The 24,281-nt window shown below is 54.6% G+C and carries 15 protein-coding genes; 13 read left to right on the forward strand and 2 right to left on the reverse strand.

All coding sequences use genetic code 11. The annotated features are described in order from the left end of the window. Nucleotides 1-494 precede the first annotated feature (494 nt). On the reverse strand, nt 495-1,385 hold the full coding sequence (locus tag R70723_RS05000; RefSeq protein ID WP_039870254.1) for a helix-turn-helix transcriptional regulator: 891 nt from the start codon (nt 1,383-1,385) through the stop codon (nt 495-497). 661 nt (nt 1,386-2,046) lie between these two features. On the opposite strand from R70723_RS05000, the gene R70723_RS05005 reads away from it, so the two are divergent. From R70723_RS05005 to R70723_RS34215, 4 genes are all read left to right on the forward strand, one after another. Continuing rightward, on the forward strand, nt 2,047-3,474 hold the full coding sequence (locus R70723_RS05005; RefSeq protein ID WP_039870257.1) for an ABC transporter substrate-binding protein: 1,428 nt from the start codon (nt 2,047-2,049) through the stop codon (nt 3,472-3,474). 79 nt (nt 3,475-3,553) lie between these two features. Continuing rightward, on the forward strand, nt 3,554-4,489 hold the full coding sequence (locus R70723_RS05010) for a carbohydrate ABC transporter permease (RefSeq protein ID WP_039870258.1): 936 nt from the start codon (nt 3,554-3,556) through the stop codon (nt 4,487-4,489). Then, a complete protein-coding gene (locus R70723_RS05015; protein WP_039870259.1) occupies nt 4,486-5,355 on the forward strand; it encodes a carbohydrate ABC transporter permease in 870 nt (289 codons plus the stop codon). The genes R70723_RS05010 and R70723_RS05015 overlap by 4 nt, the downstream gene beginning before the upstream one ends. Before the next feature lie 24 nt (nt 5,356-5,379). Further along, the gene (locus R70723_RS34215) at nt 5,380-12,321 is read left to right on the forward strand and encodes a DUF5695 domain-containing protein (RefSeq protein WP_144027125.1); all 6,942 of its coding nucleotides are present in this window, start codon (nt 5,380-5,382) and stop codon (nt 12,319-12,321) included. 73 nt (nt 12,322-12,394) lie between these two features. Here R70723_RS34215 and R70723_RS05025 read toward each other — a convergent pair whose 3' ends face one another. After that, on the reverse strand, nt 12,395-12,904 hold the full coding sequence (locus tag R70723_RS05025; RefSeq protein WP_039870261.1) for a GNAT family N-acetyltransferase: 510 nt from the start codon (nt 12,902-12,904) through the stop codon (nt 12,395-12,397). 282 nt (nt 12,905-13,186) lie between these two features. On the opposite strand from R70723_RS05025, the gene R70723_RS05030 reads away from it, so the two are divergent. The 9 genes from R70723_RS05030 to R70723_RS05070 all read left to right on the forward strand — a co-directional run bounded on the left by R70723_RS05030 (nt 13,187) and on the right by R70723_RS05070 (nt 24,055). Further along, nucleotides 13,187-15,022 carry a cache domain-containing sensor histidine kinase gene (locus tag R70723_RS05030; RefSeq protein ID WP_039870263.1) on the forward strand — a complete coding sequence of 612 codons (1,836 nt, stop codon included), beginning with the start codon at nt 13,187-13,189 and terminating at the stop codon, nt 15,020-15,022. A gap of 2 nt (nt 15,023-15,024) precedes the next feature. Continuing rightward, nucleotides 15,025-16,209, forward strand: a complete 1,185-nt coding sequence (locus R70723_RS05035; RefSeq protein ID WP_231574827.1) for a response regulator transcription factor — start codon at nt 15,025-15,027, stop codon at nt 16,207-16,209. A 200-nt stretch (nt 16,210-16,409) separates the two neighbouring features. Further along, nucleotides 16,410-17,702 (forward strand): ABC transporter substrate-binding protein, encoded by a 1,293-nt coding sequence (locus tag R70723_RS05040; protein WP_039870265.1) that lies wholly within the window; start codon nt 16,410-16,412, stop codon nt 17,700-17,702. A 131-nt stretch (nt 17,703-17,833) separates the two neighbouring features. Then, a complete protein-coding gene (locus R70723_RS05045) occupies nt 17,834-18,715 on the forward strand; it encodes a carbohydrate ABC transporter permease (RefSeq protein ID WP_039870266.1) in 882 nt (293 codons plus the stop codon). Beyond that, complete coding sequence (locus tag R70723_RS05050; RefSeq protein ID WP_039870267.1) at nt 18,712-19,530, forward strand: carbohydrate ABC transporter permease; 819 nt, start codon at nt 18,712-18,714, stop codon at nt 19,528-19,530. Before R70723_RS05045 ends, R70723_RS05050 begins: the two co-directional genes overlap by 4 nt. Nucleotides 19,531-20,121: 591 nt before the next feature. Continuing rightward, nucleotides 20,122-20,829, forward strand: a complete 708-nt coding sequence (locus R70723_RS05055; RefSeq protein ID WP_047171028.1) for an N-acetylmannosamine-6-phosphate 2-epimerase — start codon at nt 20,122-20,124, stop codon at nt 20,827-20,829. Then, nucleotides 20,826-21,734, forward strand: coding sequence for an ROK family protein (locus tag R70723_RS05060; protein ID WP_039870268.1), 909 nt, complete (start codon nt 20,826-20,828; stop codon nt 21,732-21,734). Before R70723_RS05055 ends, R70723_RS05060 begins: the two co-directional genes overlap by 4 nt. A 111-nt stretch (nt 21,735-21,845) precedes the next feature. Next, on the forward strand, nt 21,846-22,544 hold the full coding sequence (locus R70723_RS05065) for a copper homeostasis protein CutC (RefSeq protein WP_179088070.1): 699 nt from the start codon (nt 21,846-21,848) through the stop codon (nt 22,542-22,544). Continuing rightward, nucleotides 22,541-24,055 carry an alpha-L-fucosidase gene (locus tag R70723_RS05070; RefSeq protein ID WP_231574828.1) on the forward strand — a complete coding sequence of 505 codons (1,515 nt, stop codon included), beginning with the start codon at nt 22,541-22,543 and terminating at the stop codon, nt 24,053-24,055. The genes R70723_RS05065 and R70723_RS05070 overlap by 4 nt, the downstream gene beginning before the upstream one ends. Nucleotides 24,056-24,281 lie beyond the last annotated feature (226 nt).

Genomic DNA, 24,281 nt, shown 5'->3' on the forward strand with positions numbered 1-24,281 from the left:
CAACTAATCTCTTCAGCGAGCTGTTTGCAGACTATTTAAGTGTACTTTTTCCAACTAATCCGGCTTGCACCCTGGTTGCAACTAATCAATTAGTGGATTTCCATCTAACATTACAGCCAGTTAGCTCACACAGAGCGCATGCCTACAAATCACCCTGTCTCCGGCGCTGCACCACCATCCATAGTTGAACATTAAGTGTAAAAAGGTAACCTATTTCTCCTATTTTGGCGATTTTTAAGCATTTAGTTTTAAAAAAGTAACCTATTCTCGATAATACTCCTTCATTCTCCGATATACGGCTCAATTAGCTGTACTTTTTCCAACTAATCTCTTCAGCGAGCTGTTTGCAGACTATTTAAGTGTACTTTTGGGAATGTCGATTAATTCCGCTGCTCTTTGTCTCAGATCGATTTTCTTTTAAAAGTTCAAGGAGTAAAACACTACTTAAATGGCTCTAAAATTCCACCAGCACTCCAAGCAAACTCAAACAGACACTACCGCTCCTTCACAAACTTGCTGCGGAAGGCCGAAGGGGAGAGTCCCTCTTTCTTGGAGAAGCAGGAGGAGTAGTGGGATACATGATGGAAGCCGACTTCCTCGGCAATACGGGCCACAGACCAGGAGGTCTGGAGCAGCAGCCGCTTGGACTGTTCAATCCGGTAATACTGCAGGTAGGCCATCGGCGTCATGCCGAAGACCTTCAGCATGCTTTTGGCCAGATAGTTCGGGTGGTAGTTCAGTTCCTTTTGCAGAACAGGATTGGTTAGCTCGTGCATGTAATTGTTCCGGATGTACAGCTCAATCTGCTCGGCCAGATGGATTGCGGTGGCATCGCTCGGTGAGGCAAGGCTCCGGTCCAGGTATTGCAAAAAGGATTGGAAGCTGGCCTGGCGCCGCCAGTTGCGCAGTGATTTCGGTTCCGATTCCTGTTCGAAAAATAACTCCAGCAGCTCCATCGCCTTGGCGGAGATCTTCAGGAGCCTCGGCAGAAAGATGGAGCAGAGGTCGGTGTGATGAACATAGGCTTTGTTCTTGTGCTCCTCAAACAGGATCTGCTGATTAAGCAGACATTCGCTCATATCGGCACATTCCTGCCAGCTGCCAAAGGTCTGGAAATGAATCCAGATGATTTCGGTCGGCACAGTGCAGGGGGCAAACCCGTAATGATGGCCGTCCGGCAGGAGGATTACGCCTTCACCTTCACCCAGCTCGCGCAAAATACCATTTTCCCCGACCGGCAGAAGGCCTTTGACAACCACAATTAAATCAAACACCCCTATGCAGTTACGGTCTATATGATAATCACCAATCTCGTACGATGCATGCCCGCAGTCCACGAAATAAGGAATTGGCGGCGAAATAAAATGCAGGATGGGCGCGTTCATCTAATAGGCTCCTCCATCTCCAAAGGTTGCAATTATGAAAATGCATTCCGCTATGCCTTGCCTGTTGCACCCAATGTATCCCAACTCCCGGTATAAGTAAAGAGCTATGATGAACAGTGAAAATATATAATCATTTATTCTTTTTTTGAACTATTTATTTACGGGCAGGCTCTTCCGGGCTCTTTCGGTTTCCGCAAAACAACCCTTCAGCGCAAAAAGATTGAAATTTTATAAATATAGGTTGTAATATCGGTTTTTCAATTGAAATGGGGGGTGCTACAATTAAGTAAGCGCTTCCGTGACGAGGGAGGGGAAGAGCAGCAGCAATCAATCAAACAGGGGAGATCTACTTGGCTTGGATTCTTTGTTAAACGATTATCTTAGAGCTTGAGCCGTTGTAAAGGGGGCGGGACTTAACCTGATATCAGGTCTGATACGGTTTGAACCGTTGAAGCATCACGTTTCTTTTGATAATTGCGTTATAAAGATCAGACTTGAAAATATACTGTAGGGGAAAAGTGCCAGGGTTTGTAAAGCTGCAGAAGGGGCTTTTGATTTCGGTTTTATTTAAACGTTTAACAAAAAGGTTTGGCTAACGATTTCTATAAGATTTGAAGGCTGGCCGGGTAAACGAAGCAAATGATGAGGGGAGATCAGAAGCATGAAAACAGCACAAAAACTGGGAGCAGGTCTTATCCTGACTGCATTGATGGTGAGCGCCGCAGGCTGTGGTAATAACGCGTCGAACACGGAAAACACAGGAAACAAGGGGAACACAGGGAACACGGCAAGCAAAAGTGCGGAGCCGGCCAAAACCTCCGAGGCCTCTGCTGAAAAGGTCAAAATCATCTACTCGATGTGGGGAAGCGCCGCAGAAGGGAATACCACCCAGAAGGTGGCTGACCGGTTCAATGCCTCGCAGGACAAAATCGAAGTCGAGGTGCAGGCGATCCCTTGGGAGAACTACATGACCAAGCTGAATACGCTCGCTACGGCAGGCCAATTGCCGGATACAGGGATGCTGAAGGAAGACGGTGTTATCCAGTGGTCCTCCGAAGGCATGCTTAATGATGTAAGCGCTATGTATGAGGGCAGTGACAGCAAGCCGCTCGACAGTCTGGCCTACAGGCACAAGGGCAATACCGTGGCCTATGCCGCTGCCAACGAAATTCTGCTGCTCTACTATAACAAAGACATGTTTGATAAAGCGGGTGTTGCGTACCCTCCGGCAGTGCTCGATCAGGCCTGGACCTGGGATCAGTTCGTAGAGACGGCCAAGAAGCTGACCCTCGACAAGAACGGCAAGCATCCCGGCGAGGATGGCTTTGATGAACAGGGTATCGTCCAGTTCGGCGCTTCCGTCGAGAATCTTCCATGGCAGCTGGAAGCCTGGGCGCTCAGCAACGGCGGCGGCTTCTACTCCGAAGATGGAGCAGAGGTCCGGATTGGGGAAGATTCCAGCATGGAAGCCATTCAGCGGGTGGCTGACCTGTACCTGAAGGATCATGTAGCCCCGCTGTCCGTAGGACAGACCGATGACGGCATCCAGCGTACAGTGATTGCCGGTACAGTCGCTATGGCGACAAACGGCCAGTGGAATGTAGGAACGAGCCTGAACTCGGCCAAGGAGGAAGGGCTTAATTATGGCGTAGCCGTCCTGCCTTATATGAAGGATAAGGTAACGATCAGCACAGGCGGTGCCAACGTCGTCTTCTCCCAGACCAAGCATCCGAAGGAAGCGATGGAATGGCTGAAATGGTACAACTCCGAGGAAAACAACTGGGAGCTGATCTCCTCGGGCATTTGGATGCCGACGCTGGATAAATGGTATAAGGATGAGACGCTCACCCGCAAATGGGTTGAAAATCCGAATTTCCCGCCATATGACGAATACAAGTCGGCGGTAGTTGATTATGCCCAGTCCCCGGCTGCAAGACCGGCCGCATGGTTCTATACGAACTATACAACAGACTTCAACACGCTGCTCGGCTCCGTTCTGGGTGATGTCTGGACCGGAAAAACGACCGCGAAGGAAGCGATCACCAAAAATCTTGAAGCGCTGAAGGCCATCCACGCCGGCGGCAACTAATAGAGAAGAAGGAGGACCGCCGGTAGGGCTGCAAAAGCACAGAAGGCGGCCCTCCTTCAATCGTGAGGGAGAGCGAGATATGGAAACCGTTACTAAGCTGCAGAAACGCCGTCCCCGTAAGCCTTCCCGTATTCATGCAAGCGAGGCGCGCACCGCATATATCTGTCTGATTCCTGCTTTTCTGGGACTGATCTTTCTGACGTACCTTCCGCTTGCGGGAGTTCTGGGGATCAGCCTGACGAACTGGACCGGGCTGAAGAGCCCGGAGTTTATCGGCCTGGATAACTATATCAAGCTGTTTACAACCGATCCTTACATCAAGGATTCGATCCTGGCGACGCTTTATTTTGCAGGCTTATCGGTGGCCGGAAGCATGGTCTATTCGCTGTTCATCGCTATGCTGCTTAACCGTAAAATTCCGGCAAGAGGCTTTTTCAGGGCTGTGTTTTATGTGCCGTATGTGTTGCCGGCTACTGCCATCTACGTAGGCTGGTCCTGGCTTTATGAGGGGAACTTCGGCTTTTTTAACTACCTGCTCTCCGAGCTGGGCCTGAATAAAATCCTCTTTATCGCCGATTCCAGCTATGTCGTGCCTTCACTTTCCCTGATTTCGGTCTGGCTCGCCGGCAATCTGATCGTTATCTTTCTGGCCGGGCTGCAGAATGTGCCGGTGGTATACCATGAAGCAGCGGAGATGGATGGAGCAAATGGCTGGAAGCGCTTCCTGCATATCACCCTGCCGTGCATGACACCGATCATTTTTTATAATCTGCTGATGAGCCTGATTGCCAATCTCCAGATCGTTACACCGGCGCTGGCCTTAACCAATGGGGGGCCGGGTAACTCGTCGCGGTTCCTGACCTATCTGATGTACGATCAGGCCTTTGTAAATTACAAGCTGGGTTACGCCTGCGCGACCACGCTGATTATTTTCGCAATTCTTGCTGTCTTTACCACGGTGCTGTTCAAAACGTCCGGACGGTGGATTTTTAACGAGGGAGGCGACGACAAATGAGCGTGGCTGCATACGGCAGACTAAAAAGCAAAAAACGCAGAAACAGGATAATGAACCTTGTAACCTTCGCCGCCGTCGTATTGCTTGCGTTGATCGCCTTTTTCCCGATCTGGTGGATTTTCCGCACCTCGCTCATGACAAATGCTGAAATCTACCGTTATCCCCCTTCGCTGTTGCCGGATAAATGGCTGTTTTCCAACTACGGGAAGACGCTGGAGGTCTTTAAATTCTGGAAGTACCTGTGGAACACGATGGTTATTATCACCCCCTCCTGTCTGGCAGGTACCTTTACAGCTACGCTGTGCGGATATGCCTTTGCGAGGCTGCGGTTTAGAGGGAAAAGCCTGCTCTGGGCGCTGTGCGTAGGCTCCATGCTGCTGCCGGCAATGGTCACGCTTATTCCGCTGTATATCGGCTGGACGCGGGGGCTGGGCTTCAATGACAGCTACTGGCCGTTGATTCTGCCTTATTTCTGCGGGGGCGGCGCCTTTAACATCTTCCTGATCCGCCAGTTTATTGTGTCGATTCCGCGCGAGCTTGATCAGGCGGGAACCATCGACGGTGCTGGCTATTTCCGGATTCTGTTCAGCATCATTATGCCGGCCATCCGTCCGGCCATGATCGTTGTTGCGCTCTTTATTTTCATCGGGCTATGGAATGATCTGCTGCAGCAGATGATCTATATTAACTCCAGCGATAAGTATACGATTGCGCTCGGTCTGACTAACTTTAGAGGCCAGCTCAAAAGTGACTGGCCGCTGACAATGGCCGCGACTTGTCTTTCCTTTGCTCCAGGCGTCATCTTCTACCTGATTGGCCAAAAATATTTTGTAGAGGGAATCACGCTTACCGGATTAAAAAATTAGTCCGAACGGGAGGTTATGATGGGAATGATTACACGAAAACTGAAGCCGCTGGCGGTTGCGCTGCTGATGCTTATCCAGGCAGTCCCTCTCTATGCAGGTGCAGAATCCGCGGCAGGTGCAGAGCTGCTGGCAGCCGCAGTAAAGAACGATATCTCTAATGCCAGCCTGTCTGCCAAGGTCGGTGATCTGGGCCAGATTGAGGAGCTGTACATTAACAATAACCCCGCCAATAAAAAAGGGGCGCCGATCAATTTTGTGCTGCCGAACACGACATCACCGCAGAATGATGTCCAGCACCAGTGGATGGGTGAGATGATTTTTGCTTACCGCACGGGTGACAGTGCACAATTCCCCGACAACAGAGACGGCTTTACAGAAGTGGATACCAATAAAACGCTGGCCGCAGGCGGATCAACCAGAGTTTCCACCATCAACCCGGATAACCCTTATATCAAAAAGACGGCCTCCGCAGACGGCAAAAAGGTAGAAGTCAGCTTCACGGGACAGAGCCTGGATTCCACAGCCCAGCGGGTGATGAAGGGCTTTGACGTCAAGTCGGTATTTGATATGGATACCGAAGACGGCTCGCTGCTGTGGGAAATCACGCTGAAGAACAAGAGCAGCAAATATATTGAGTTCGGTGATATCGGCCTGCCGATGCCCTGGAACAACAAATACCGGACCTTATCCGATACTTACGATGACCGCGTAACTGTGCATAATTTTGCCGGGGCAGACAGCGGATATTCCTATGCGATCCGTACCAGCGGGGAAGGCAACTTCATGCTGTTCAGCCCTGTGCCGGAGAGCGGCGCGCGGATCGAATATGTGGACTACTGGATGCAGGAAAGCGGAGAGCTGCGTGCCGGCAATACCTTCGCGAACTGGACCGGCGACAGCGGCGGCTGGTATCCGGGGCTGAATGTGCTGTATATCCACTCAAAGGACATCCAGAAGACCGGACGGGGCTATTACACCGATGCCTCCAGCCTGGTGCTGGGACCGGATCAGGAGAAGACATATAAGTTCAAATTCTCCGCCGTCCGGGCAGGCGACAATACGCCGCAGGCTAATGCCCAGAGCCCCAACAACAGCTCCACCTCGATGGAAGACCGTGAGGCCAATCTTCGTTCTATCCTGTACAAGTCAGGCATGATCGATGCCGTGGCGGTGCCGGGCTTCCAGACAGCGATTAATATGCCAGCCAAGCTGGATCTGCACTATGACGACAGCCTTATCGACGTACAGTCGATCGATATCCAGAATGTTGACGAGAATGATCCGTTTGACGAAGAGCATATCCCGGATATCAAGCCCGGCAAAACAAGAGCGGAGATGGTCAACAACTCCCGCACAGGCCGCGGCCTGGCTGACGGGAATCCGGGCTACGATGAAGCATACGAGTTCGTAGAGACAAAGGTAGTTGACGGTGAACAGCATCATATCTATTCGCTGAAGTTCGGTTCCATCGGCAATAACAGTGTGCGTGTGAATTACAGGCTGAAGGTTGGCGATGAATGGGTCGATAAATTCACCCAGTATGAATTCAATGTGCTGGCTGAGCTGGACCAGACCTCGGAGGCCCACTCTACGTTTATGGTGGAGCAGACGCAGGATAAGGACCCGGACAGTCCGACTTACGGCAACTATTTTGACTGGTATCTCACCGGCGGCCTCGATAAGAACACCAGCCACTGGGGGGACGACTGGAGCCACGATAATATCAATTTCATGACGATGAAAAATGTGCTTGATCCCGATCCCGCTGAAATCAGCTCCATCGAAACGTACCTGATCGACTTCATGTGGGAACGGTATATGAAAAATACACAGAAAAGCTATACGGTAGCGAACTATCTTAGAGATTCGGGGGCTTTTACGGATAAAGAGCAGCCGTATACCCGGGCGTTCTCGGAAATGATGGAAGCGACCGGCTTCTTCAACATGTACCGGATTCAGAAGGCCTACCCGAGCCTGATTGAGTACCGGGAGTCCCCGCAATATTATCTGGAAAAAGCCTACGGCATCTACTACAACCGGGTGTCCAGCGGAGCAATCGGATTCTACGGAGAGCAGCAGATCCCGGATATGATCGAGGCGCTGAAGGAAGAGGGCATGCTGGCTGAGTCAGCCAATCTGCAGCGGAAGTTCGCCCTGGATAAAGGCCGCAATATGACCAATGCCAATTATCCTTACGGCTCCGAGTTTGAGTATGATAACACCGGGGAGGAAGGGGCATATGCGGCAGCCAAGGCGCTGCGCACCTACTATCCGAACGACGGACGCGCAGCGGCAGCCGAACAAAGCATGGAAATGGCGGACTGGAAGACACGCGCCATGCGCGGCATCCAGCCTACCTGGTTCCATTATTCCGTACCGGTATTCCGCGGCGGCGAAGGCTGGTGGAATTTCCAGTACACCGCCTCACTGGCAGGCTATATTATGGATGACTGGCTGCGCTATGAGGATGACGGAAGATCGGAGGAGCAGACCGCCATCGCCCAGCAGCGCAACTATGCAGCGAAGATTTCCAACTTTAACGCCGTCAACATGGGGCAGATAGCCGCGCAGTCTGTGGGCAGCACCTCCTGGAGATATTCCATGTACAAGGGAGGAACCGGCACCAAGGACGTCTTCGACGGCGGCTCGCGGGTGATGAATAACGGCTGGAATGATTTTTCCGGCGAAGCGGAGGAAGGCCTGTACGGTTCCCTGCTCAGCATCAGTGCCGATATTGTGACCGATCCGGTATTCGGGCTGTTCGGATACGGCGCCCTGGTTACGGACGGAGGAGACAGCTATCAGATCACGCCAAAAGACGGGTTCGGCAGACGGATCAATCTGCTGGATGAGAAGCTGTATCTGGTGTCCGGGAACGATAAGGTGACAAGCGCGGATATCCGCAAAGACGGTAAAGCTTTTACCCTGCAGCTTGAGAATACGACGGAGAAGGAGCATGCTTCGCGGATTACCTTTGACGGGGCGGGCATCGGGAACGGCTACTATACAATCAAGCTGGATGGTGCAGATGCCGGACAGTTCTATGTACAGAACAATAAAGGTACGGCCATGTTCCATATGAGCAGCGCAAAGACGGCTGAGCTGGTCATCGAAAAGGCGGATACCGGCGAAAATGAAGCTCCGCAGGTGACGGCAAAGGTTGCAGTGCAAAAGCCGCAGGCGCTGATTCCGTTTATGCTTAACGGCATTGTAACCGATGACGGTGCGCCGGGCGGCAGCCTCACCTACCAGTGGGATATTGTCAGCACGCCGGAAGGCGGCAAGCTCACCTTCGATCATCCGAAGGCAAACATTACACAGGCTACGGGTTCAAAAGAAGGCACCTATACGTTACGGCTTACCGCAGGTGACGGGGCGAAGACCGGCTCCGGCGAGGTGACCTTCCAGCTGGCTGCGCCGCCTGAGAAGCAGCCTCCGGTGATCAGCCAGGTGACTGCCGTTCAGGATGTGGCGAACAACAGCATCGTCATATTGTCCGGCTCGGCCGTTCCCGATCCGGTGCACAGCGCCGTATTCGAGCCGGAGCTGACCTATGCGTGGACGGTTAAGCAGAAGCCGGAGGGTGCCGGTGAGGTTACTTTTGTCGCCGGTAATAAAGAGACAGCGTATGCCCGCGTCAGCAAGGCAGGCACTTATGTGTTTACCTTTACGGCGTCAGACGATGACAAACAAGGCAGCAAGGATGTCACAATTGAGATTAAAGAGGACACAGTGAACACCTACCGGGCACTCAGTACAGTGACCAAAAAGGATACAGCCCCAGTTCTACCGGGTAAGGTAAATGTCCTGTCGGAAGACGGCTACGGGGAGCGGGACATTCAGTGGGAGGCTATTGATCCGGCCAGCTATGGAGCTGCGGGTCAGTTTGAAGCCAAAGGCATAGTCATAGATAGCGATATTGAGGTGCGCGCTACTGTATACGTCGTGAATTCCGGGCTGTCAAATGCCGCGCTGACCGCTAAACCGTCCGCCAGCTTCTCCGGCGGTGACGGGTATCCGGAAGCGATGAACAACGGCATCGAGCCCAAAAGCTCAGGCGATTTCTCGCCGAACCGCGGGGCACCGAACAGCGCCTGGCATAACTGGGGCCGGGAAGGAGATCCGGCCTGGGTAACATACGAATGGGATCAGCCGTTTCTCGCCTCTTCCATGGATGTCTATGTATTCCAGGACGGCGGCGGAAACTTCCGTCCGAAGGAGATGCAGCTGATGCTCCGTGACGGGGACGGCAAATGGTATACCCCGAGAGCCGTGAAGGGGCTTGGCAATGAGCTTAACAAATACAACACAACCACCTTTGAGCCTGCCTATATTACAGGCGTGCGGATGGATATGAAGCCAGCCGCCAATGGAAGCGGGATTCTGGAATGGAAGGTCTACGGCTATACAGGTGCGGTCGATAAGGCAGAGCTGATCAAGCTGTATAACTATGTTAATACTTTGAACGCTGCTAACTTTGACGCACCGGGTCTTGCACCGGTTGAGGCTGCGAAGGCTGATGCTTCCGCTGTGATTAAAAATCTGGCTGCCACAGACGGCGAAGTTACCCTAGCGCTTGAAAAGCTGCTGACAGACTTGCGTCTGCTCAGCCCGCATGATAACAATATGGCCTATCTGGCCAATGTATCATCCAGCTACACTTCGCCTTGGGAAAGTCTTGCCGCAGTGAATGACGGGAAAAAGACAGGCACTAATCTGCCGCACTGGGGAACCTGGGGCAATGCAGGGGCAGCGGAATGGGTGCAGTATGACTGGCCGCAGGGCGCTGTAATCCAAAACTCCAATCTGGTGCTGTGGTCAGATGCAGGCGGAATCACGCCGCCTACCAAGTACGTGTATTCTTACATTCCACTGAACAGTGTAACGAATGAATGGGTTACAGCCGGAACAGTCACCGAGGGCATCAAGGTGGTTGAGCATAATCCCGCAGAATCCGTGAATCCGTACGGGTTCGATCCGGTGCTTGAGGTTAAGGCGCTGCGGGTTACGATGACGAAGCAGTCAGCAGCGGGCGACAATGGAGTGGGCTTATGGGAATGGGAGGTAAGCCGTCCGGAAGGGCAGAAGCAGGAACAGGTGCCGCCGTCTGCTGAAGAGGTTAAAGGTGTGGATGTCAGTGCAGCTGACGCTAAGGACGGGAAGCTCACCGGCGTGTCCTCCGGGATGGAATACCGGAAACAGGGAGCCGGTACAGAGCTCTGGACGGCCATCACAGGTACAGAGATCACAGGACTTGACGCCGGAACCTATGAGGTGAGATTTAAGGAAACGGCCACGCATAAAGCGAGTCCATTCCTTGAAGTTGTCATTGAAAGTCCGGCTGTAGAACCGACACCGACAGCGACAGCAACGCCGACAGCGACACCGGAGCCGACAGCAACAGCAACGCCGACAGCGACGCCATTGCCGACAGCGACACCGGAGCCGACAGCAACAGCAACGCCGACAGCGACGCCATTGCCGACAGCGACGGCAACGCCGACAGCGACACCAACGCCGACAGCGACGCCAACGCCGACAGCGACGCCAGCGCCGACAGCGACGCCAACGCCGACAGCGACACCAGCGCCGACAACGACAGCAACGCCGACAGCGACAGCGACGCCAACGCCGACAGCGACACCAGCGCCGACAGTGACGCCGGAGCCGACAGCGACACCAGAGCCGACAGCGACAGCAACGCCGGAGCCGACAGCAACACCAGCGCCAACCTCACCGCCGGCAACAGTGTACGTACCGGCACCGGCTCCTGAGACCAACACTGTTGAAGGAGCTGTAATCAAGGCTTCAGCACTGAAGCTCGATCCGGTGACCGGCATAGCGGCCGGGCTATCAATCAGTCAGGAGGACATCAATAAAGCATTGGCCAACGCCAAAGCTGACAGCGATGGAGTAAAGACTGTGAGAGTGGCAGTTCCGGTGATGGAAGGCGCAGGCGGATATACGGTTAAGCTTCCTGCCGCTGCACTGCGCTCGGATACAGCAAATGTGTTAATAGAGGTCGTAACAGGCTCCGGTACGATACTTGTGCCTTCCGCAATACTAAATCAGGCGGCTGCAGATGCCAAAATTGTTGAACTGACTATAGGTAGCGCCGGCAGCACTATGCTTGATCCTGTTACCCAAAGCATGGCCGGCAGCAGACCAGTAATCAGTGTAGCTGTCAAAATAGACGGAACAGCAGTAGCCGGGAATGCCTTGGATACACCAGTTGAAATACGGATTCCGTATCTTCCTTCGCTTCATGAGCTGGTTACTTCCGGATACCTGACTGTATGGCATATTGATGCAGACGGAAAGCCGGCTCAGATCAGGCACGCCAAATATGATGCTGCTAAAAAGGCGGTAGTATTTAACACTACTCAGCCTGGTACGTATGCTGTTGCTTACACCCATAAGAGCTTCAGTGATGTAGCACCGGATGCCTGGTACCGGCCAGCGGTAGAAACAATGGCCTCCAAGGGCTTCATAGACGGGAGCTCGTCTACAGACTTTAGCCCGGACAGCACGGTTACGAGAATCGAGTATTTGGCATGGCTGGTACGAACACTGGGCCTGTCAGCGGATTTTAATGCGAACTTCAGCGATATTCATGCAACTAACCAGTATTATGAGGAAATTGGTATTGCCAGAGCCCTCGGAATTACGGTAGGCTTCGGCGGCAACTTTAATCCCGGTGCGGAGATCACCAGACAGGATATAGCTGTAATGACCATGAGAGCGTTGCGTGCAGCAGATCCTCTATTTCAGGCCGGTATCTCCGGAGACCTCAAGGAATTCACAGATAGCGGCCAAGTCGCTGGATATGCAGCGGAAGATCTGTCTGCAATGGTTAAGCTCGGATTCATTAACGGGCAGGGCAATGCAGCTCTGAATCCTAAAGGCGTTACCACCAGAGCCCAAGCTGCGCAGGTGCTGTATAAGATTTATCAGCAGCTGCAATGATGGGCAGCCAGCAATAAATAAAGCGGCTTTGCTCCCGTGTTACGGGACCAAAGCCGCTTCTTTTTGACTGCTGCTACAGCTTCTTGTAATAAAGCACCGTTGTATCGAGTCCGCCCTCAGCAGAGATAGCGAAATCGGGGATTCTGCCTGCCTCTATGTATCCCCGCGAAAGATAGAGCAGGTTCGAAGGATCGCCTTCCCGCGTATCGAGGACAATCAGGGTCCGGCCGTGTGCAACCGCGGCCTGCTCAGCCGCATCGATCAGCAGGCCCGCGATGCCCTTGCGGCGGTGAGCGGGATGAACCATCAGCTTGGCCAGCTCGGCCCGGTGTGCCCCGTTCGGCTTAAGCGCCAGATGGAGCTGAACGGTACCGACAATGGCTTCGCCTTCCATAGCAACCCAGAGCAGTACACCGGGACCGTGCACTCCCTGCCAGTATTCAGCTGCCTCAGCTTCAGCGAGCGGCGGGAGGAAGCCGATTGAGGCGCCGTCCTCCACCGTGTCGGTCAGCAGCTGATTTAGCTGGAATCCGCTATCCGGCGTTAAGCCGTCCAAAGGAATAACAGAAATATTCTCACTCATGGTATAAGTCCTTTCTCATACTGGATGTGGGGCTGCATTTATTTTGAATTTAACATAAGCTTCATTATACCTGTGTCATTAAAGTTTACAAATATATTTTTTATCGATAAATATATGATACGTTCATGTCAGTTATAAAGGTGATTCTGACGGGCTTTTTCACTGCCCGGCCGGTTAGGTGAAGGGGGAATGCTAGAGATTTACAGTGATTTTTCGCATGCAGGGCCTGGATGTATCCCTTATAATAAATGAAATTTAAAAGCCTTCTGAGGGGGATGGAGAATGCGGCGGTGGAATAATCTCACTTATCAGAGCAAGCTGATGCTCGCCTTCTTCCTGTTAGGTATTATACCGTCAATGGTGATCGGCACGATGGCTTATTTTAAATCGGTCGGGACACTGGAAGCGCGGGTCAATGAGGATTTGGGTGTTATCGCCGGGCAACTGAATGAAGCGATCCAGCGGCAGGTTGAGGATGTGGACCGGTTCAGCACCTTCCCTTATTTTACACCGGAAATCTTTCAGATTCTGAATCAGCCGTACGTGCCTCGTGACCAGTGGAGCTATCAGGAGATTGAGAGCCAGCAGCAGTTTGCCAAGCTTCTTGTCACATATCCTTCGATCTTTTCCACGATTCAGGGTCTCGTCTTCTACAGCAGCACAGGCAACACTTACGGGTACAGGGTCAGCGACAGGTCATCCATTAATGAGGCGGTCAGTCCGGAGAATGAAGAGTGGTACCGGGAGACGCTGAGCCGTGACGGAGGGATCGCTATATCCGGATTGAGGCTGGAAAAGCAGTTCAACAGCGCTCCTTTTCAGACGATTACGGCTTCGAGAGTACTGCTGAATGATGATTTTACGCCTGCGGGTGTGGTGGCGGTGGATATCCGGCCGGATTTTATGGACAAGATTGTCCGTTCCTTTCAGCTGAAAAGCATGCATGTGATGGTGGCTGATGAAAAAGGGGAGCTGATCTACTCGACTAAGTCCGCTGACAATCAACGGTTTCTCAGTGCTGCTGCCGGGCGGGCGGCGCAAAACGGTGCGGTGCGCGGCATGATTACCGTACCTGCGCTGGGAGACGGATTGGATGCGGCCACCGGCGTATATGCCTACAGCGAATATCTCGGCTGGACCAGCTATTTGCTGATTGACCGCGGGGAGCTGCTGGGCGATGCCAATGTCATCCGGAACTTTACGGTTGTTCTGGTACTGATTATTACCGCGCTTGCAGGCTTGCTGTCGCTGCTGCTGGCCAGGGGGCTGGCGAAGCCGATCCGCAGCCTGATCTCCTCTATGCGTGATGTGGAACGCGGGCTGTTCGTAACTCCGGCCGCTCCGCCCATGCAGGGCGAGATCGGCCAGCTTCATCTCAGCTATGTAACCATGGTGAAACGGCTGGGCATCCTGATCGAGTCGATCGAAGAGAAGGAGCGGCAAAAAAGAGAAGCAGAGCTGTACGCACTCCGGGCACGGATTACGCCGCATTTTCTGTTTAACACGATCAACTCGATCCGCATGCTGGCTGTACTGCAGCAGTCCGAAGGGATAGCCCGCCTCCTGCAGTCACTCAACAAGCTGCTGCAGGCCAATATGAAGCTGGACAGTGAGCAGGTTCCGCTGGAGGCTGAGCTTGAGCTGCTGCGGCATTATGTGCGGCTTATGGAGCTCCGGTATACGAACCGCTTTGAGGTGGAATGGAAGGTAGACGAGGACATACTGGGAGCGAAGGTGCCGCCGATGATTCTGCAGCCGCTGGCGGAAAATGCGATTTTTCACGGGTCTCTGCACAGCGGCGACGGGCTGCTCCAGATTGAGGTCGGAGCGGAAGTGAATCCGGAGGGTACGGAGCTGCTGATCTGGATCAGTGACAACGGGCAGGGCATTGAGCCGGAAACGCTGGATATGCTGAACGGCGGGGGAGTGCCGCCATCATCGGGAAGAGCCGGTGACAGCATCGGCATCTCCAATGTGCGCGACCGTATCCGGCTCCGCTATGGTGAGCCTTATACGCTGAAGCTGGAAAGTACACCCGGAGCAGGAACGAAAGCGCTGCTGCATCTGCCGTATGGGGCGGAGAACGGTCAGGATAGTCTAAGCAGACTGGGGGAGTGACAATGATGTGGAATTTGCTTGTGGTGGAGGATGAGACCATAGTCAGGCTGGGCCTTAGATATATGCTGAACTGGGATGAGCTGGAAATCGCCTGGAAGGCAGAGGCCTCGAACGGGCTTGAAGCGCTCAAGGTGCTTGCGGAGGAGGAGATCCATATCGTAATGACGGATATCCGCATGCCGGGTATGGACGGCCTTGAGCTGGCGCGCCGGATTAAAGAGCAGTACGGCAGGGTGCAGATTATTTTTTTCAGCAGCTTTGAGGATTTCCCTTATGTCAAGGAAGCCGTACGGATTGGAGTCGTGGATTATCTGCATAAGCCGACGATGGCGGAGGAGGAAATTGCGGCTGCCCTGCGCAAAGCGGCGGCGACGCTGGAGGAGCTTCACCAGCAGGAGCAGCCGCAGGGCTATACAGATAAAGACCGTGAGAGCCTGCTGCTGGAGCTGCTTACAGCAGGTGAGCCGCCGGCTGATTGTGCGCAGAGGTGGCAGCAGCTTGGGCTGGAGCAGCGTTACGGCCGGGGCTGGCAGCTTGCAGTGCTGCGTATGGCAGAGGGGAGTGCCGCGGAAACGGCCGGCCAGGCCCGGTTTATGTCCTTCCGCTATTACCTGGAGGAGTACATTTCCCGTGAATGGGGCGGCCAGCTGCTTAACACGGAAGACAGGGAACTGGTCTGGCTGCTGCCGCTGGATGCAGCGCAGGCGGACGCCGGAGCGCTGCGGGGTGATCTGGAGCAGCTCAACCAGGGGCTGGATAAAATGCTCGGCATCCGCCTCGCCTACACCTGCAGCGGGATTCACCGGACAGCGTGTGAGCTGCCGGAAGCTTACAGGGCTGCTGCCGCGCAGGAACCGGAAACCGGCGGAAGACTTAGCGGAGTGATCCGGCTGGCGACGGCTTTTATTGATGAGCATCTGCTGGAGGATCTTACGCTTGCCCGTACGGCGGAACAGATACATGTCAGTGTCAGTCACCTGAGCCGCCTGTTTCTCAAGGAGACCGGGCAGCATTTCAATGAATATGTGACGGCCAAAAAAATGCTGCTGGCCCGCAGGCTGCTGCGTGAGAGCAACGATAAGGTGTACGAGGTGGCGGAAAAGCTGGGCTATGCGAACCCGCATTATTTCAGTAAATTGTTCAAAGATGACACCGGGTTGACACCGCTGGAATTCCGCAATCAATAGCGTTGCACGGAAATAGCAAATTTTTGCGCTAATAAGCAATTTTCATCTATTTTTCCGCCGGCTTCAGCTTTTGGAGCCTGCAGAGGCTATTAAGTAAGCAATAAATAGCTGTAAAGCAGCAAGTTAATACGGTATTTAACCTGACGCATAAACGGTAATATGGGTTTAAGAAATTTACTTTATGTCAGGGAGGCTAACATATGAGTGGGAAAAAGGGGTTCTGGCGGTCATCGTTATGGAGTCTCAGTCTATTGGCCGTTCTTGCCGGCTGCGGCAGCAATGCCGCATCGGACAGCAACAGTGCAGCGGCGGGGACAGCAACAAATGCTGCAGGCAGCGGGGCTGATAAAGAGCCGATGGTGCTGAAGCTGACAACCTGGAATCCGGTCAGCCAGACGGTGGTTGATAAATTCCAGGAAAAGTATCCTTACATCACGATCGAGCATGACAAGGTCTATGACCAGTTCCGCGAAATCATCCGTACCCGGATTGTCTCAAAGTCCGATATGGATATGCTCTGGCTGTTCCCTAACCAGGTGGCCGAGTTCTCCAAAGAAGATGTCCTGATGGATATTACCGGCAGCCCCTGGCTGGATAATTACCTGGAAGCAGCAGTGAAGCTGGGTACGGTGGACGGCAAAACCTATGGCGTTCCGTACAACAGCCAGCCAATCGTAATGTTCTATAATAAAACACTGTTCGGCGAGCTTGGCCTTGAGATTCCGCAGACATGGGATGAGCTGCTCGCTGTCAGCGAACAGATTAAAGCCGGCGGCACCGCACCTATGGTCATCGGCAGCAAGGACGGATGGGCCACCCAGTTCATCACCACTTCCCAGTTCGGCCTATACCAGCATGACAACCCGGATGTCTTCGCACAGCTGGCCAGCGGAGAGAAGAAGTGGACCGATCCGGAGTTCAGCACTTATTTTGACGGGATGAAGGAGCTGGCGGATAAAGGCTATCTGCTGGAGAACTCTGTCGGGCTGAGCTATGACCAGGTAGCGCAGGTGTTCAAGGAAGGCAAGGCTGCGATGTGGCCGATGGGCGAATGGGGCTACAGCGAGAACTTTGATGCCGATTTCTCCGCCTTTGAGCTTGGCGCGTTCCCGATTCCGGTTAACCGGGGCGACCAGCCGCTCGTAACGAATCTGGTATCTGATAACCTGCTGGTAGGCGTGTCCTGGAGCAAGCATCAGGAGGAGATCAAGCTGTTCATGGAATTCGTCGCAGACCCGGAAATCGCCAAAATCTGGTCCGATGAAACCAAGCAGGCCGTAACGGTCAAAGGCGGCACCTCCGATACCTACAGCCCGCTTGCCGCATCGCTGCAGCCGCTGGTGGAAGCCAGTGAAGCGCAGATTTTTCCGAGCATGACCTCATCCATCGAGCCGGTAATGTTCCCGGTCTTCCAGCAGATTCTGCTGAAGCAGGATGTGGATACGTCCAAGCTGCTGGAGCAGCTGCAGGCTGCACAGAATAAGGATATCTAGAGTCTCTTAGACAACTGAAACCAACACACGAATCAGAAAAGAATAGGCGAAGGCTCAGAACAAGGACAGCTCTGTCTTTCGCCGGCTTTTCTTTTTTTTACCCATTTTGGGGTAAGAAACGGAGGCGCAACATGAAATTCATGAATTTCCGCAACTATATACTGTTCATTCTACCAGCGCTTCTCATCTATCTGCTGTTTTTTGCCGGACCGATCTTCAGCGGCCTGTATTACGGATTCACGGACTGGAACGGCTTTTCGTTTAAGGCGGATTGGGTGGGGCTGGAGAACTTCCGCGAGGCTTTCCGTGATCCGCTGCTGCTCACCGCGCTGAAAAATATGCTCATTCTCTCGGTTGTCGTTATCGTGCTGCAGCACAGCTTTTCGATTCTGCTGGCCGTGCTGCTTGACCAGAAGCTTAAAGGGATTGTCTGGATGCGGGCGGTTATTTTCTTCCCGGTCATTCTGAACACCGTCGTAATCGGGTATGTGTGGAGCTACATGTATGCACCGATGGTCGGGTTTTTGCCGAAGTTTTTTGACGCGATCGGTTTACACGGACTGGCCGCCCTGGACTGGCTGGGTGACCCGAAGCTGGCGATTTATGCAATTGCGCTCGTCATGGTCTGGCAGTACACAGGCTACTCGATGATGATCTATCTGGCTGGCCTGCAATCGGTTTCGGGTGAAATCTATGAGGCTGCGAGCATTGACGGTGCCGGGCCCTGGAACAAATTCTGGCGGGTCACTCTGCCGCTGCTGATTCCGTCCATTATTGTGAACACCGTGCTGTCGGTTATCGGCTGCATGAAAATGTTCGAGCATGTATTCATCATGACCCAGGGCGGACCGGCCAACTCGACCCAGACCTTTGGCATCATGATCTACCAGTATGCCTTCAAAACCTCGCAAATGGGCTACGGCACCGCGATGGCGATGATTCTGTCCGTGATGATTCTGGCAGTGACCTATGTACAGATAAAACTGCTCAGCCGTATGGAGGTGGCGAATTGACAACAACTCTGCAGAAAACTTCAATTTACACCGTGCTCATTGTCGCCCTGATTATCGTGCTGGTGCCGATGGCTGTGCTGGTCTCCGTCTCACTTCAGACCCCGTCGACGGTTAATCCGCTGAGCCTGCCCAAAGATCCGCAGTGGAGCAATTATTCGGAGGCCTTCAAGACCGGTAATCTGCTGCCCTACTTCGGTAACAGTATTCTCGTATTGGTTATGACCACCGCCGCCGCAATCGGCGTTTCGGTACTGGCCGCTTACGGCCTGCACCACGGCAAACGCTACAAATCGGATGCGATGTCGACCTTTTTCCTGATGGGCCTCATTCTGCCGGCTTTCTCCGGTACGATTCCGGCATTTCTGGTGCTGCGCCAGGTGAATCTGCTTAATACGCATATCGGGCTGTCGCTGATCCAGATTGCTTCGGGGCTGGCCCTGCCGATCTTCCTGTATGTGAATTTCTTTAAAACCGTCCCGACAGAGATTGAAGAGGCGGCGCTGGTGGACGGCTGCGGGCCGTGGCGGACGTTTATGCAGATTATTTTTCCGCTGACCCTGCCGATTACGGCTACCTGCGTGATTGTGGTGGCGATCAATTCGTGGAATGACTTCTTCAATCCGCTGGTCTACCTGTCCTCGCCGGAAATGCGCACGCTGCCTGTCGGCCTGATGGCCTTCAAAAGCCAATACAACACCAACTGGCCGCAGATGTTCGCCGGTGCCGCGCTGGTGGCGCTGCCGATTATCATCCTGTACCTGTTCGTACAGCGGTTCATTATTAAAGGTCTGGTGGGCGGTGCTGTTAAGGGGTAGAGGATGAGCTTGGGAATGGAGCGGGGGCAGCTTGGGGTGTGCGGATCGTTCGGGATTGTGCTGGGGATGCGGGGGCTGGCGGGGTGCCCGGGGTGCGGGAAAGCCGGGAAAGCCGGGAATGCCGTGAATGCCGGGATTGGATTTAGGTGGATTTTTGTACCTTAATTCTGCTGTTTTTCGTGAATTACAGGCATTAGGTGGAAAAAAGTAATCTAATTTTGAGCTTAGTACGCGTATTGCATTAAAACTGCGGATTTAAGTGACATTTTTCCAACTAAATTCTGTTCGGGCGCATATGGAATGAATTTAGGCTGCTTTTATCCAACTAATTCCTTCATTCCTTTCCAGCCTTTCGCAAAAAGGCCCGCTACCATCGCATAACCGGCATAACCAGTCTGCGGATTTCAACCGCGAGCGGCGGCGGGAGGTCCAAGCATTCTTTGGAAATAGCCGATCGTTTCGGGCTTAATTCTATGAGTACAGCCGAATCGGAACGCTGATCCATGGTTACCGCAGATAAAAGATAAGGGTTAACGTTCAGCTTACTGGGCAGATTCAGGTTTAAATCAATGGCTAAGGAGTGAGGGCTTAATGGACGCTGGAAAAAAGGCAGCAATTCCCCTGCACGGGCTGGTCGTGTCCTGCCAGGCGCTGGAGTATGAGCCGCTTCACGGCAGCCATCACATGGCGGCTATGGCCAGGGCGGCGAAGGAGGCGGGAGCTGCAGGCATTCGCGCCGGCGGGGTGGCTGACATAAAAGCTATCAAAGAAGAAACCAGCCTGCCGGTAATCGGGCTGGTCAAACAGCAGACCGAAGGCTGTGAGGTCTACATCACGCCGACGCTGGAGGATGCGCTGGACATTCATGCCGCCGGTGCAGATATTGTAGCTATCGACGGGACAGGGAGGCCACGGCCGGACGGGCGTTCCCTGAAGGAGACGATTGCCGGACTGAAGCAGTCGGGAGTGACCGTAATGGCTGATATTGCAACGTTTGAGGAAGGGGTGCAGGCGGCGGCATGGGGGGCGGACTATGTCTCCACTACGCTGAGCGGATATACCGCCGAGACTGCAGGCACAGAGCTTCCGGACCTTTCGCTGCTGAAAAAGCTGGCCGCTGCGCTTCCGGTTCCGGTTGTAGCCGAAGGCGGAATCTGCCGGCCGGAGCAGGCGGCAGAGGCGCTGCGCCTGGGGGCGGCCTTCGTCGTGGTCGGCTCGGCCATTACCCGCCCGCAGTGGATCGCCGGGCGGTATGTGGAGGCGATGCGCGGAGCTTCGCCTCCCGGGGGCGGGTCGTGAGCCGGTATTACATCGGCGCCGACCTCGGGGGCACGGGCATCAAGGCTGCGCTGATTGATGCCCGGGGTGTCATTGCCGCCCGCAGCAAGGCGGCAACTCCGGTCACTGAAGGCGCGGCAGGCATTCTGCGCGCGCTGAAAGACGTCATCCGCGCCCTGCTGGCCGAAGGCGCGGATGTGGGGGGCATCGGCGTCGGCAGCGCCGGGCGGATCGACGCCGCGGAAGGGATTGTCCGCTATGCAACGGACAATCTGCCGGGCTGGACCGGCATGCGGCTGGCTGAGGCGCTGACAGCCGAATTTGCCCTGCCCGCCGCGGCGGAGAACGATGCCAACGCTGCGGCGGTTGGCGAGGGCTGGCTCGGCGCAGCCGCCGGGCTGGGCAGCTTCGCGATGCTGACGCTGGGCACCGGCGTCGGCGGAGCGTTCCTTCACCGCGGCGCGCCGGTGTCCGGCAGCCAAGGGGCCGCCGGGGAGTTCGGCCATGCCGTACTCTACCCCGGCGGGCTGCCCTGCAACTGCGGGCAGCGCGGCTGCGCCGAGCAGTATCTGTCCGGCACGGCGCTGGGCCGCCGGGCAGCGGAGGTCTTTGCCGGCTGGGACGGGCGCCGGCTGCTGGACGCTTTTGCGGCCGGGCATCCGCTGGCGGCGGGCGCGGTTGAGGCGTATCTGGATGATCTCAGCTATGCTGTGCATAACATCCAGTCGTATCTTGATCCTGCCGCCGTTATTATCGGCGGCGGGGTGGCTGACTCCCACTCTATCTGGTGGGAGACGTGGCTAAGCAGGCTGGCGGTGTTATCCCCGCTGTCCATTAAGGTGCTGCCGGCCCGGCTTGGCAATGAGGCCGGGATGCTTGGGGCGGCTAAGCTGATTATGGATAGGGAGCAGAGCTACCCGGTGTAGTATGGAAAGAAAAAGGTTTTGCCAAAAGCCGGATAGAACAGGTATGGAGAAAGAATAAAGCTGCCTGACAGATTTGCCGGACTGACCCTATATATAAGGAGCGAACTGAAGATGCTGTTAGAGGTTATCGCCACAACTGTAAAGGATGCGGTCACCGCCGAGCGCCACGGTGCTGACCGGATTGAGCTGATTACGGGGATGCTTGAGGGCGGCCTGACGCCCAGCCTGGGCCTGATTGAAGCGGTGCGGGAAGCTGTTTCGATTCCTGTGAGGGTGATGGTACGGCCGCATGCGCGATCCTTTTGCTATGACGCGGAGGACGTTGCCGTGATGCTGCGTGACATCCGCTACATCCGCGCTGCGGGCGGTCTTTCACTGGTTACAGGGGTGCTCCGCGCGGACCGTTCTGTCGATGAGGAGCTGCTGGAGCGCCTGCTTGAAGCGGCAGACGGAATGGATGTGACCTTTCACCGCGCGTTTGATGAGATTCCGGATCAGCTGGAAGCACTGGACGTGTTATCCCGCTACAAGCAAATTACGGATGTGCTGACTTCCGGCAGCAAGGCTACTGCTCCGGAGGGTGCGGAGCGGATAGCTGTCCTTCAGCGTCTGGCGTCCATCCGGCATCAGCCCGCGATTCTGGCCGGCAGCGGGCTGACAGCAGAGGGGCTTAAGGATTTTTTGGAGCAAACGGCAGTAGGCAGCGTGCATTTCGGCTCTGCAGTAAGAGAGGCTGGCAGTCCGCTTAGACCGGTTGATCCCGGTCGGCTTGAGGCTGTCCGGCAGATTTTGAATTTCTGGAAGAGGTGAGCTGCTTGTCAAAGTCAACGCTACATGAACTGCGCAAAGCCAAAAAGCTTGAGATCAGCGCCGCTATAGAAAACGGCCCGTTCCGGGCGGAGTGGAGCTCTCTCGGTGCCTATTCGGTTCCGCGCTGGTATGAGGATGCGAAATTCGGCATTTTCATACACTGGGGGGTGTATTCTGTGCCGGCCTTCGGGACGGAGTGGTATGCACGCAATATGTACCGTGAGGGAACTGAAGTGTATGAGCATCATGTAGCTACCTACGGTTCACCGGATACTTTTGGCTATAAGGATTTCATTCCGCAGTTTACAGCGGAGAAATTCGATGCCGAGGAATGGGCAGCCTTGTTCAAGCGGGCGGGTGCGGCGTTTGTTGTTCCCGTGGCTGAGCATCATGACGGCTTCACCATGTATGACTGCCCGTATTCCGAGTGGACCGCTGCCAAAATGGGACCGAAACGCGATATCGTCGGAGAACTTGCAGCGGCGGTACGCCGGCATTATATGACCTTCGGCGTGTCCAGCCACCGGGCGGAGAACTGGTGGTACTATAACGGCGGCCGGGATATTCCGTCCGATGTGCAGGACCCGGCATTCGCAGAGCTTTATGGCCCGGCGCAGCCTACCTACGGCGATCCGGCTTATCCGCTGCCGATTCTGCCTCCTAACGAGGAGTTTTTGGACGACTGGCTGGTGCGTACCTGTGATCTGATCGACCGTTACGGCCCGCAGCTGCTTTACTTCGACTGGTGGATTGAACAGCCTGTCTTTAAGCCGTATCTGCAAAAGCTGGCTGCCTACTATTACAACAAAGCTGCCGAGTGGGGCCAGGGAACAGTCATCAATTATAAATTTGATGCTTTTGCCGAGGGGACAGCCGTCTATGATATGGAACGCGGCCAGCTGGCTGATATTAATCCGGAGGTCTGGCAGACTTGTACCTCAGTTGGGGAAACGGCCTGGTGCCATATTGCCGACCATAAGTATAAGACTTCAGGGGCGATCCTCGGCGATCTGGTCGATATTGTCAGTAAAAACGGCGTCATGCTGCTGAACGTCGGCCCGCGTGCGGACGGTACGATTCCTGAAGAGGAGCAGGCGCTGCTGCGCGAGGTGGGCGACTGGCTGGCCGTTAACGGTGAGGCCATTTACGGCACCCGGCCGTGGAAGGTTTACGGCGAGGGGCCGACGCAAATCGTCAGCGGCACCTTCAACGATACGAAGCGCAGCCCGTTCACTGCGCAGGATGTGCGCTTCACGGCCAGAGGCGACAAGCTGCTGTATGCCTCCGTCATGGGCTGGCCTGAGGACGGAACAGCTGTCGTCGGGACGCTGGGCAGCGGCTGCAAGCTGCTGTCAGGTGAGATCGGCAAGGTCGAGCTGCTCGGCTGGAACGAGCCGCTCGAATGGAGCCGCGAAGTGAAAGGGCTGATAGTGCAGCTGCCTGACGCTGTACGTAAGCAGGGGATTGTTGTGCTGAGGATAGAGTATACCTCCGCAGAGATAGCTAGATAGTTAAACGACCATGGAGAGGCGTCTGTGCGTAGTGCGGGGGCAGGTGTTAGGTGGGAATCAGAGCAGACATGACTCTGATTTCGCCGGAAGCGGCCCCGTGGCGGGAAACTGAGGCACAAATGCCTCTGAATGCGCCGGAAACCGGCCCGTGGCGTAAATCAGAGGCACAAATGCCTCTGAAATCGTCGAAGGCGGGCCCGTAGCCGAAATCAGAGGCACAAATGCC

This window comes from Paenibacillus sp. FSL R7-0273, assembly GCF_000758625.1.
GTDB lineage: Bacteria > Bacillota > Bacilli > Paenibacillales > Paenibacillaceae > Paenibacillus_AQ.

Bases quoted from the DNA above. Each gene is read 5' to 3' on its own strand.
- R70723_RS05000 (WP_039870254.1), bottom strand. From the start codon at position 1,385: ATGAACGCGCCCATCCTGCATTTTATTTCGCCGCCAATTCCTTATTTC.
- R70723_RS05010 (WP_039870258.1), top strand. From the start codon at position 3,554: ATGGAAACCGTTACTAAGCTGCAGAAACGCCGTCCCCGTAAGCCTTCC.
- R70723_RS05035 (WP_231574827.1), top strand. From the start codon at position 15,025: ATGATGTGGAATTTGCTTGTGGTGGAGGATGAGACCATAGTCAGGCTG.
- R70723_RS05045 (WP_039870266.1), top strand. From the start codon at position 17,834: ATGAAATTCATGAATTTCCGCAACTATATACTGTTCATTCTACCAGCG.
- R70723_RS05030 (WP_039870263.1), top strand. From the start codon at position 13,187: ATGCGGCGGTGGAATAATCTCACTTATCAGAGCAAGCTGATGCTCGCC.
- R70723_RS05015 (WP_039870259.1), top strand. From the start codon at position 4,486: ATGAGCGTGGCTGCATACGGCAGACTAAAAAGCAAAAAACGCAGAAAC.
- R70723_RS34215 (WP_144027125.1), top strand. From the start codon at position 5,380: ATGATTACACGAAAACTGAAGCCGCTGGCGGTTGCGCTGCTGATGCTT.
- R70723_RS05040 (WP_039870265.1), top strand. From the start codon at position 16,410: ATGAGTGGGAAAAAGGGGTTCTGGCGGTCATCGTTATGGAGTCTCAGT.
- R70723_RS05025 (WP_039870261.1), bottom strand. From the start codon at position 12,904: ATGAGTGAGAATATTTCTGTTATTCCTTTGGACGGCTTAACGCCGGAT.
- R70723_RS05065 (WP_179088070.1), top strand. From the start codon at position 21,846: ATGCTGTTAGAGGTTATCGCCACAACTGTAAAGGATGCGGTCACCGCC.
- R70723_RS05055 (WP_047171028.1), top strand. From the start codon at position 20,122: ATGGACGCTGGAAAAAAGGCAGCAATTCCCCTGCACGGGCTGGTCGTG.
- R70723_RS05005 (WP_039870257.1), top strand. From the start codon at position 2,047: ATGAAAACAGCACAAAAACTGGGAGCAGGTCTTATCCTGACTGCATTG.